Source organism: Streptomyces sp. BPTC-684 (assembly GCF_030028635.1).
GTDB lineage: Bacteria > Actinomycetota > Actinomycetes > Streptomycetales > Streptomycetaceae > Streptomyces > Streptomyces noboritoensis.
On record NZ_CP124863.1, the window covers coordinates 937,893 to 950,000 of the forward strand.

The window sequence follows — 12,108 nt, forward strand, 5'->3', positions numbered from 1 at the left end:
GTGCACGTAGCAGAAACGTAGTGGGAGACCAGAAGGTTCCCCGAATACCGCCGTCTCACACGCCTTCGGCCACAGTCAGTCAGCAACTCGCGGTGAACCGTGCGGCCATCGATCACTTCCCGCGCATCCACTGCTCCATCACCGAGAGCAGATGGTCGGGATCGACCGGCTTGGTGACGTAGTCGGACGCGCCGGACTCGATGGCCTTCTCCCGGTCGCCCTTCATCGCCTTCGCGGTGAGCGCGATGATGGGCAGCCCCGCGAACTGCGGCATCCGACGGATCGCCGACGTCGTGGCGTACCCGTCCATCTCCGGCATCATGATGTCCATCAGCACGACGGCCGTGTCCTCGTGCTGCTCCAGGACCTCGATCCCCTCGCGGCCGTTCTCCGCGTACAGCACCGACAGGCCGTGCTGCTCCAGGACGCTGGTGAGCGCGAAGACGTTCCGTACGTCGTCGTCGACGATCAGGACCTTCTCGCCGCCGAAGTGGAAGGTGCGCGCGGGCGCGCGCTCCGGCTCCTGGGCGGCCCAGGACTCCTGCTGCGCCTCCCCCGGCTGCCCGGGCAGCGTGGGCGCGGGCTCCGCGGAGAGCGCCTTGCGGCGGCGCCGGAACAGCCCGGCCGCCCCCGGCTGGCTCTCGCCCGGCGCGAGCGCCGCCGTCTCGTGCGGGACGAGGTCCTGCCGTGCGCCGTCGGCCGGGGCGCCGTCGGCGGCCTTCTCGCCGCCGGGCGGCAGCTGCGGGTAGCCCTGCGGCGGCAACTCGCTGGGGTGCAGCGGCAGATAGAGCGTGAAGGTGGAGCCGCGCCCGGGCTCGCTCGCCGCGTGGATCTCGCCGCCGAGCAGCCGGGCGATCTCGCGGCTGATGGACAGGCCGAGGCCGGTGCCGCCGTACTTGCGGCTGGTCGTGCCGTCGGCCTGCTTGAACGCCTCGAAGATGACCCGCATCTTGCTGGCCGCGATGCCGATGCCGGTGTCGGTGACCGAGAACGCGATCAGATCGGCGTCCGCGTCGCGCAGCGAGCCCGCCTCCAGGAGCTGTTCGCGGATCGCGTGCGGCACGTCGGCGTGGGCGGGCCTGATCACCAGCTCGACGGCGCCGCTGTCGGTGAACTTCACCGCGTTCGACAGCAGGTTACGCAGCACCTGGAGCAGCCGCTGCTCATCGGTGTGCAGCGTCGCCGGAAGCTCCGGCGAGACCCGTACGGAGAAGTCGAGCCCCTTCTCCGCGGTGAGCGGCCTGAACGTCGCCTCCACGTAGTCGACGAGCTGCACCAGGGCGATCCGGGTCGGGCTGACGTCCATCTTGCCCGCCTCGACCTTGGACAGGTCGAGGATGTCGTTGATGAGCTGGAGCAGGTCCGAACCCGCACCATGGATCGTTTCCGCGAACTCGACCTGCTTCGGCGAGAGGTTGCCCTCCGCGTTGTCGGCGAGCAACTTGGCGAGGATCAGCAGCGAGTTGAGGGGCGTGCGCAGCTCGTGCGACATGTTCGCCAGGAACTCGGACTTGTAGCGCATCGAGACCGCGAGCTGTTCGGCGCGCTCCTCCAGGACCTGGCGGGCCTCCTCGATCTCGGTGTTCTTCACCTCGATGTCACGGTTCTGCTGGGCGAGCAGCTCGGCCTTCTCCTCCAGCTCCGCGTTGGACTCCTGCAGGGCCTTCTGCCGGTTCTCCAGCTCCGCCGACCGCTCGCGCAGCTGCTCGGTGAGCTCCTGCGACTGCTTGAGCAGCACCTCGGTCTTGGAGTTGACGCTGATCGTGTTGACGCTGGTCGCGATCATCTCCGCGATCTGGTTGAGGAAGTCCTTCTGGATGTGGGTGAACGGCTGGAACGACGCCAGTTCGATCACGCCGAGGACCTTGCCCTCGAAGAGCACCGGCAGCACGATCACGTGCGCGGGCGGCGCCTCCCCGAGGCCGGAGGAGATCTTCAGATAGCCCGGCGGCACGTTCTCCACCAGGATCGTGCGCTTCTCCTCCGCCGCCGTGCCGATGAGCGTCTCGCCGGGCCGGAACGAGGTGGGCATCGAGCCCGCCGAGTACCCGTAACTCCCGCGCATCTTCAGCTCGTACGGGCTGTCCTCGTCCCCGCCGACCTCGGTGGAGCCACCGGTCGGCAGCGCGAGGAAGAACGCGCCGTGCTGGGCCGAGACCACCGGTGTCAGCTCGGTCATGATCAGGGAGGCGACGTCGTCCAGGTCGCGGCGGCCCTGCATCAGGCCGGAGATGCGGGCGAGGTTGCCCTTGAGCCAGTCCTGCTCCTTGTTGGCGACCGTGGTGTCGCGCAGGTTGGCGATCATCGTGTTGATGTTGTCCTGGAGGGCCTGGATCTCGCCCGCCGCGTCCACGTCGATCTTCAGGTTGAGGTCGCCGCGGGTCACCGCGGTGGCGACGGCCGCGATGGCGCGCACCTGCCGGGTCAGGTTCCCGGCCATCTCGTTCACGGACTCGGTGAGGTCGCGCCAGGTGCCGTCGACGTCACGTACGCGCGCGTGGCCGCCGAGCTGGCCCTCGGTGCCCACCTCGCGGGCGACCCTGGTGACCTCCACGGCGAACGAGGAGAGCTGGTCGACCATCGTGTTGATGGTGTTCTTCAGCTCCTGGATCTCACCGCGCGCGTCGATGTCGATCTTCTTGGTGAGATCGCCCTTGGCGATGGCGGTGGTGACGGTGGCGATCTGGCGCACCTGGCCGGTGAGGTTGTCGGCCATGGAGTTCACCGATTCGGTGAGGTCCTTCCACGTACCGGAGACGCCGGGGACGCGGGCCTGGCCGCCGAGGATGCCGTCGGTGCCCACCTCGCGCGCGACCCTGGTGACCTGGTCGGCGAAGGACGACAGGGTCGTCACCATCGTGTTGACGGTGTCGGCGAGGTCCGCGACCTCGCCGCGCGCCTCGACCGTCACCTTCTTGGTGAGGTCGCCGTTGGCGACGGCCGTCGAGACCCGGGCGATGTTGCGCACCTGGTAGGTGAGGTTCGCGGCCATCAGGTTGACGTTGTCGCTGAGGTCCTTCCAGATGCCGGTGACCCCGCGCACCCGGGCCTGACCGCCGAGGATGCCCTCGGTGCCCACCTCGCGCGCGACCCTGGTGACCTCGTCCGCGAAGTTGGAGAGCTGGTCGACCATCGTGTTGACGGTCGTCACCAGCTCCAGGATCTCGCCCTTGGCGTCGACGGTGATCTTCTTCGAGAGGTCGCCCTTGGCGACCGCCGTCGTCACCTCGGCGATGTTGCGCACCTGGAACGTCAGGTTGTTGGCCATGAAGTTGACGGACTGGGTGAGGTCCTTCCAGGTGCCCGAGACGCCCTGCACCTCGGCCTGGCCGCCCAGGATGCCCTCGGTGCCCACCTCGCGGGCCACCCGGGTCACCTGCTCCGCGAAGTTCGAGAGCTGGTCGACCATCGTGTTCAGGACGTTCTTGAGCTCCAGGATCTCGCCGCGCGCGTCCACGTCGATCTTCTGCGACAGATCGCCGCGCGCCACCGCCGTGGCGACCTGGGCGATGTTGCGGACCTGGGCGGTGAGGTTGCCCGCCATGCCGTTCACCGAGTCGGTCAGATCGCGCCACACCCCGGCCACGCCCGGCACCTGCGCCTGGCCGCCGAGGCGGCCGTCGGTGCCCACCTCGCGCGCGACCCTGGTGACCTGCTCGGCGAAGCCGGACAGCTGGTCGACCATGTTGTTGATGGTGTTCTTGAGCTCCAGGATCTCGCCGCGCGCGTCCACGTCGATCTTCTGCGACAGATCACCGCGCGCCACCGCCGTGGTCACCTGGGCGATCTGGCGCACCTGGGAGGTGAGGTTGCCCGCCATGAAGTTGACGGAGTCGGTGAGTTCCTTCCAGGTGCCCAGGACGCCGTCCACCCGGGCCTGGCCGCCGAGCCGGCCCTCCGTGCCCACGTCCTGCGCCATCCGCGTCAACTGGGCGGAGAACGACGCCAGCTGATCGACCATCGTGTTGACGGTGTTCTTCAGCTCCAGCATCTCGCCGGAGACGTCCACCGTGACCTTCTGCGACAGGTCGCCGTTGGCGACCGCCGTCGTCACCTGCGCGATGTTGCGCACCTGACCGGTGAGGTTGCGGAACGCGTTGTTGACGGAGTCCGTCAGGTCCTTCCACGTGCCGGCCGCGCCCGGCACCTCGGCCTGCCCGCCCAGGCGCCCCTCGACACCGACCTCCCGGGCCACCCGGGTCACTTCGGAACCGAACGACTGGAGCTGGTCCACCATCGTGTTGACGGTGTTCTTCAGCTCCAGCATCTCGCCCGCGACGTCGACCGTGACCTTCTGGGTCATGTCGCCGTTGGCGACCGCCGTGGTCACCTGCGCGATGTCCCGCACCTGCGTCGTCAGATTGCGGAAGACCGTGTTGACCGAGTCGGTCAGGTCCTTCCAGGTGCCCGCCGCGCCCGGCACCTGCGCCTGCCCGCCCAGCAGGCCCTCGGCGCCGACCTCGTTGGCGACCCGGGTCACCTCGTCGGCGAACGTCCGCAGCGTCTCGGTCATCTGGTTGATCGTCTCGGCGAGCTGGGCGACCTCCCCGCGCGCGTTGACGGTCACCTTCTGCGACAGGTCGCCGTTGGCGACCGCCGTCGTCACCTGGGCGATCCCGCGCACCTGGGCGGTGAGGTTGCCCGCCATCAGGTTGACGGAATCCGTCAGGTCCTTCCACACGCCCGCGACGCCCGGCACCTGCGCCTGGCCGCCGAGCTCGCCCTCGGTACCCACCTCGCGTGCGACCCGCGTCACCTCCGAGGAGAACGAGGAGAGCTGGTCGACCATCGTGTTCACGGTGTTCTTCAGCTGGAGCATCTCGCCGGCGACGTGCACGGTCACCTTGCGCGACAGATCGCCCTTGGCGACCGCCGTCGTCACGAGAGCGATGTCACGTACCTGGGCGGTCAGCCGGTACGCCATCGTGTTCACCGAATCCGTGAGGTCCTTCCACGAACCGGACATTCCACGCACCTGCGCCTGGCCGCCGAGCTTGCCCTCGGTACCGACCTCCAGTGCGACCCTCGTCACCTCGTCGGTGAACGCCGACAGCTGGTCGACCAGGTTGTTGACGGTTCGCCCCACTTTGAGGAACTCGCCGCGCAGCGGCCGCTCGGCGTTGTCCACCCCGTGCGAGCGCAGGTCCATGCGCTGTTCCAGATCGCCCTCGGCGACCGCCGACAGCACCCTGCTGACCTCGGAGACCGGCCTGGCCAGATCGTCCACCAGCGCGTTGGAGGCGTCGATCGCGGCCGCCCAGGAGCCCTCGCAGGCCCCGTTCTCCAGCCGCTCGGTCAGCTTCCCCTCCCGCCCCACCATCCGCCGCACCCGGGCGATCTCGCCGGTCAGATGGAGATTGCGGTCGGCGACCTCGTTGAACACGGCGGCGATCTCGGCCATCACCCCGTCCCCGGAGACGGTCAGCCGCTTGCGGAAGTTGCCGTCCCGCATCGACGCCAGTGCGGCGAGCAGCCGCTGCAGCGCAGCGGTGTCCACCTCGGTCGTCCCCTTGCCGCGGGACCGTCCGCCCTTCGCGCGCGTGCTCTTGCCACGCGCCGCCACGCCAGACTCCACCGTGTCCCTCCCGCAGGGGTCGACCGCCCTCGTCGGGCTTTCTTCGAAGCCTTCCCAGTGTTTCACCATGGCCGAACCCGGCCATAACAGTTCGGCAGCTTCGCATACCGTCCCCGCCCTCGGAGGGCGGAAACACTGGTGACCGGCATCCGCTAGGACAGTGAAGGTAAGTAACCTGGCTTCCGGCTGTCCAACCGCCCCGGTCCGTCCGAAGGCGGGAGCGCCCCCTGCTCCTCTTGAGCCCGGGGTGCAGCGGGCGCCACAAGGACGACCACGGGACACCGGAGGGGGCGGGCCGCACATGGGAGTGTTGATTCCCGGGGGGCACCTTCCCGGACCCCGGCCGGGGAAACCGGGCGTCGAGACGTGTACGAGGAGTTCTGTGATCACCGCGCGGGCGGCAGCCAGCTTCGAACCCGTCGGGCGGTCCGTGGCGACCGCCCGCGCCTTCGTCCGCGACACCCTCCAGGGCTGGGGGTACGCGGACGTCGTCGACGACGCCGTCGTCCTCACCAGTGAGCTCGTCACCAACGCGGTCGTCCACGCGGGCACCGCCGCCGACGTGCTGTGCCTGCGCTCCGAGGACGGCGTCCGGGTCGAGGTCGCCGACCACTACCCCGAACGGGAGGTTCCGCTCCACGCCTCCCCGGCCGAGGTCGCCGGACCCGACCGCGAGAACGGCCGCGGCCTCCTGCTGTGCGCCGCGATCGCCTCCCGCTGGGGCGTCGAGTACACCCCCACCCGCAAGCACGTCTGGTTCCAACTCGACCTCCCCGCCCGCCGGGTGGGCACCCGCTCGGCCGGACCGGCCCTGCCCGTGGAGCTGCTGCCCGTCACCGACGGCCGGGTCCGCGTCGCGGTCATCCAGATCGACCGCACCGGCGCCGTCCGCGCCTGGAACGAGGACGCCGAGGAGCTGTTCGGCTACCCGGCCGAGAAGGTCACCGGCAAGCCCCTCACCGACTTCGCGGCCTGGCCGCACACCCCCGGCACCTCCACCGGAATCGTCGAGGCCCTGCAACTCTCGCGCTGGGAGGGCAGCTACGGCATCCGCGGCGCCGACGGCCGCGTCCTGCCCGTGTACGCGTCACATCTTCGGGTACGCGACACCAATGGCGAGCCGTCCACCGTCTGCCTGCTGGTCCGCGACGACGAGCGGGCCGTGCTGCAGACCCCCGTGCGGGCCCCCGCCGACCCCGCGGTCATGGGCGAGAGCCGCAGCGCCGACCCGTTCGAGGTCTTCATCGGCACCCCCGCCCCCGACGACCTGGACGGACTGCTCCAGCGGACCGTGGAGCGCGCCCGCGACATGCTCGACGGCGACGCCGCGTTCCTGCTGCTCGCCACCGACGACGAGACCGAACTGGAGGTCCGGGCCACCACCGGCCTCCCGTCCGCCCGCCAGCGCTTCGCGCGCGTGCCCGTCGAAGCGGGCACCGGCCGCTACGGCTCGGCCAGGATGCCCGCCGTCCACGAGGACCTCGAGGCCGTCCCCGGCGCCGTCCCGATCCTCGGCGGCTCCGGCATGCGCTCGGTCGTCACCGTCCCGCTCAAGGTCGAGGGCCGCCTCACCGGCTCCCTCGGCGTCGCCGCCGAATCCGCCGGGCGCTACTCCAACGAAGAAGCGTTGCGCCTCCAGTTCGCCGCCGACCGCATCGCGCTCGCCGTCGAGTCGGCACGCCTGGGCGAGCTCGAACGCCTGCGCCGGGGATCGCTGAGCTTCCTCGTGGAAGCCTCGGACCTGCTCGCGGGAACCCTGGACCGGGACCAGACGTTGGCCCTGATGGCACAGATGACCGTCCCCACCCTCGCCACCTGGTGCGCCGTCTACACGATCGCGGACCAGGCCTCCGACCCGTACTTGTCCTATGTCCTCCACGAGGACGAGGAGCGCATCGACGGCCTCAAGGCGCTCCTCTCCAAGATCGACCCGCCGGAGCCGGTCCCCACCCCGGGCGCCCGCGTCTGGACCGCCCCCGGCGAGGCGGCCCACCAGGCCGCGCTGCGCACCTCCATGCGCGACATCGGCCGCGGCACCAGCCCGCACCTGGGCGGCGGCCTCGGCACCACGCTGTCCACGGCCGCCGCGGTCGGCGGCGAAACGGTGGTCCTGCCCCTGGTCGCCCGCAACCGCGTCATCGGCATGCTCACGCTCGGCAAGCCCTCCGACGACCACTTCCGCCAGGAGATCCTGGAGCTGGCCGAAGACCTCTCGCGCCGGGCCGCGCTCGCCCTCGACAACGCCCGCCTCTACTCGGAGCGCATGGCCATCAGCCGCTCCCTCCAGCGCAGTCTCCTGCCGCCCGGCCTCCCGCAGATCCCCGGCGTCGAGGTCGAGGTCATCTACCGCGCGGCCGGCGAAGGCAACGAGGTCGGCGGCGACTTCTACGACCTCTTCCCGATCCGCGACGGCGCGTACGGCTTCGCCATCGGTGACGTCTGCGGCACCGGCCCCGAGGCGGCGGCCGTCACCGGCCTGGCCCGGCACGCCCTGCGCCTCCTCGCGCGCGAGGGCTTCGGCGGCCCGGCGGTCCTGGAGCGCCTCAACGCCGCGATCCTCGACGAGGGTGCCCGCAGCCGCTTCCTGACGCTCCTGTACGGCGAGTTGTGGCCGCAGGAGGACGGCAGCGCGGTGCTCAAGGTCGTCTGCGCGGGCCATCCGCTCCCGCTGCGCCTGCGCCAGGACGGCACGGTCGAGCCCGCCGCCGAACCCCAGCCGCTGCTGGGCGTCATGGAGGACCTGGAGCTGTACGAGCAGACGATCACCCTGGACCCGGGCGACGTCCTGCTCTGTGTGACCGATGGCATCACCGAGCGCCGCGAGGGTACCCGGATGCTGGGAGACGACGGTCTGACCGACGTCCTCGCCACGTGTACGGGCCTGACCGCCGGCGCCGTTGCGGCCCGCGTCCTGCGCGCGGTGGAACGCTTCGCCGCCGAGCCCGCGTCCGACGACATGGCGATCCTGTCGATGCGCATCCCGGAACAGCCCCGCCGCTGAGCGGGCCGGACATCCGGTGGCCACCGACAGGGCCGGGGCCACCGGAAACCGCTGGCCGTAGGAACGCGAAAGGCCCCGCCCAATTGGGCGGGGCCTTTCATCGTCTTGCTGCTGAGCCCCCATGCGGAATCGAACCGCAGACCTTCTCCTTACCATGGAGACGCTCTACCGACTGAGCTATAGGGGCCGGTTGTTGTTTCGGGGTTTCCCCCTCACCAACGAGATAAAGCATACCCTGAATCAGACGGTGGTCCGAACCACGCTCGCCCGTTCCTCCGGCGCCCTTCCCAGTGCCCCCGTCACGCGGGCTGAAGGAGCCCCCCGAGCGCGTTGCAGACCGAGACCAACTTCCGTACGCCCGCGTCGGAAAGCCCGTCGAGGCGGGGCAGCGCGAGCGTCTCGTCCACGGCCCGCTCGGTCTGCGGCAGCACACAGCCGACCCGCCTGAACTCCCGCGTCCGGTGTACGGGCGTGACCACGGGCACCTCGCACTCGACCCCTCGCCGCCGCAGCAGCCGCGCGAACGCGTCCCGGTCGGGCCGTCCGTTCCCGGGCACCCGTACGACATAGCGCTGGTACCCGTGCCCGGCGGCCGGTACGGGCGTCCGTACGCCGACGAGCCGCCGGTCCAAGTACCCGGCCCGCTCCCGGCGTTGCACGACGTCGCCGCCCGCGCCGTCGTCCTCGTCCTTCTCCACCAGCAACAGCCCAAGCCGGTCGGCGAGTTGCCCGAACTGCCCGGCGTCGGCCGGGTGCCCGAAGCGGTGGACGAGAACGAGCCCGACGGTCCGCGAGGTCACGACGGCCTCGATGCCCCCGACGCCCAGGCAGTACGTGTCCGGGTCTATGTCGGCGAACACCGGCAGGGCTCCGGCCGCCACCACGGCCCGGGCCACCGCACCGTCGTCGTACGCCGGCACGATCACTTCGTCCCCGGCCGCGAAGCCGGCGGACTCCAGCTTTCCGATGATCCCCATAGCTGGGCATGGTGCTCGCACGATGTGAACAACAGGTGATCGGGCATAAAAAAACGCGGGTCCCCGAGCCGAAGCTCGGGAACCCGCGTTGAAAATTTGTTCGGCGGTGTCCTACTCTCCCACAGGGTCCCCCCTGCAGTACCATCGGCGCTGAAAGGCTTAGCTTCCGGGTTCGGAATGTAACCGGGCGTTTCCCTAACGCTATGACCACCGAAACACTATGAAATTAACGATGCTGGTGTAGACACAGCTGTTCGTTATTTCAGAACTAACACAGTGGACGCGAGCAACTGAGGACAAGCCCTCGGCCTATTAGTACCAGTCAGCTCCACCCCTTACGAGGCTTCCACATCTGGCCTATCAACCCAGTCGTCTACTGGGAGCCTTACCCACTCGAAGGTGGTGGGAGCCCTCATCTCGAAGCAGGCTTCCCGCTTAGATGCTTTCAGCGGTTATCCTTTCCGAACGTAGCCAACCAGCCATGCCCTTGGCAGGACAACTGGCACACCAGAGGTTCGTCCGTCCCGGTCCTCTCGTACTAGGGACAGCCCTTCTCAAGACTCCTACGCGCACAGCGGATAGGGACCGAACTGTCTCACGACGTTCTAAACCCAGCTCGCGTACCGCTTTAATGGGCGAACAGCCCAACCCTTGGGACCGACTCCAGCCCCAGGATGCGACGAGCCGACATCGAGGTGCCAAACCATCCCGTCGATATGGACTCTTGGGGAAGATCAGCCTGTTATCCCCGGGGTACCTTTTATCCGTTGAGCGACGGCGCTTCCACAAGCCACCGCCGGATCACTAGTCCCGACTTTCGTCCCTGCTCGACCCGTCGGTCTCACAGTCAAGCTCCCTTGTGCACTTACACTCAACACCTGATTGCCAACCAGGCTGAGGGAACCTTTGGGCGCCTCCGTTACTCTTTAGGAGGCAACCGCCCCAGTTAAACTACCCATCAGACACTGTCCCTGATCCGGATCACGGACCCAGGTTAGACATCCAGCACGACCAGAGTGGTATTTCAACGACGACTCCCCCTGAACTGGCGTCCAGAGTTCACAGTCTCCCACCTATCCTACACAAGCCGAACCGAACACCAATATCAAACTGTAGTAAAGGTCCCGGGGTCTTTCCGTCCTGCTGCGCGAAACGAGCATCTTTACTCGTAGTGCAATTTCACCGGGCCTATGGTTGAGACAGTCGAGAAGTCGTTACGCCATTCGTGCAGGTCGGAACTTACCCGACAAGGAATTTCGCTACCTTAGGATGGTTATAGTTACCACCGCCGTTTACTGGCGCTTAAGTTCTCAGCTTCGCCCCACCGAAATGGAGCTAACCGGTCCCCTTAACGTTCCAGCACCGGGCAGGCGTCAGTCCGTATACATCGCCTTACGGCTTCGCACGGACCTGTGTTTTTAGTAAACAGTCGCTTCTCGCTGGTCTCTGCGGCCACCCCCAGCTCACGGAGTAAATCCGATCACCGGTGATGGCCCCCCTTCTCCCGAAGTTACGGGGGCATTTTGCCGAGTTCCTTAACCATAGTTCACCCGAACGCCTCGGTATTCTCTACCTGACCACCTGAGTCGGTTTAGGGTACGGGCCGCCATGAAACTCGCTAGAGGCTTTTCTCGACAGCATAGGATCATCCACTTCACCACAATCGGCTCGGCATCAGGTCTCAGCCTTAACGTGTGACGGATTTGCCTACCACACGGCCTACACCCTTACCCCGGGACAACCACCGCCCGGGCTGGACTACCTTCCTGCGTCACCCCATCGCTTACCTACTACCACCTCGGGTCGACGGCTCCACCACTTTCCTTTCCCCGAAGGGTCCGGAACGGCTTCACGGCCTTAGCATTAATGGATTCGATATTGGGCGTTTCAAAGCGGGTACCGGAATATCAACCGGTTGTCCATCGACTACGCCTGTCGGCCTCGCCTTAGGTCCCGACTTACCCTGGGCAGATCAGCTTGACCCAGGAACCCTTAGTCAATCGGCGCACACGTTTCTCACGTGTGTATCGCTACTCATGCCTGCATTCTCACTCGTGAACCGTCCACCACTAGCTTCCGCTGCGGCTTCACCCGGCACACGACGCTCCCCTACCCATCACGATCCCCGTTGGGGGTATATATCGCAATGACACGACTTCGGCGGTACGCTTGAGCCCCGCTACATTGTCGGCGCGGAATCACTTGACCAGTGAGCTATTACGCACTCTTTCAAGGGTGGCTGCTTCTAAGCCAACCTCCTGGTTGTCTCTGCGACTCCACATCCTTTCCCACTTAGCGTACGCTTAGGGGCCTTAGTCGATGCTCTGGGCTGTTTCCCTCTCGACCATGGAGCTTATCCCCCACAGTCTCACTGCCGCGCTCTCACTTACCGGCATTCGGAGTTTGGCTAAGGTCAGTAACCCGGTAGGGCCCATCGCCTATCCAGTGCTCTACCTCCGGCAAGAAACACACGACGCTGCACCTAAATGCATTTCGGGGAGAACCAGCTATCACGGAGTTTGATTGGCCTTTCACCCCTAACCACAGGTCATCCC

The 12,108-nt window shown here is 67.5% G+C and carries 3 protein-coding genes, 1 tRNA gene and 2 rRNA genes (1 of these 6 cut by a window edge); 1 reads left to right on the plus strand and 5 read right to left on the minus strand.

What is annotated here, in order from left to right; genetic code table 11:
* Positions 1-112: 112 nt before the first annotated feature.
* Complete coding sequence (locus tag QIY60_RS04085) at positions 113-5,575, minus strand: HAMP domain-containing protein (RefSeq protein ID WP_283141182.1); 5,463 nt, start codon at positions 5,573-5,575, stop codon at positions 113-115.
* A 382-nt stretch (positions 5,576-5,957) separates the two neighbouring features.
* Between QIY60_RS04085 and QIY60_RS04090 the strand changes: the two genes are divergently transcribed.
* Entirely contained in the window at positions 5,958-8,576 is a 2,619-nt protein-coding gene (locus QIY60_RS04090; protein ID WP_349253897.1) for a SpoIIE family protein phosphatase, read from the plus strand.
* Between the two features lie 114 nt (positions 8,577-8,690).
* On the opposite strand, the gene QIY60_RS04095 is transcribed toward QIY60_RS04090, so the two are convergent.
* The 4 genes from QIY60_RS04095 to QIY60_RS04110 all read right to left on the minus strand — a co-directional run.
* Positions 8,691-8,763 (minus strand) — tRNA-Thr (locus tag QIY60_RS04095).
* A 112-nt stretch (positions 8,764-8,875) separates the two neighbouring features.
* On the minus strand, positions 8,876-9,553 hold the full coding sequence (locus QIY60_RS04100) for a DegT/DnrJ/EryC1/StrS family aminotransferase (RefSeq protein ID WP_283141184.1): 678 nt from the start codon (positions 9,551-9,553) through the stop codon (positions 8,876-8,878).
* 98 nt (positions 9,554-9,651) lie between these two features.
* A 5S ribosomal RNA gene (gene rrf / locus QIY60_RS04105) occupies positions 9,652-9,768 on the minus strand.
* Positions 9,769-9,845: 77 nt separating this feature from the next.
* Positions 9,846-12,108: ribosomal RNA gene (locus QIY60_RS04110) — 23S ribosomal RNA — on the minus strand (it continues 862 nt past the right edge of the window).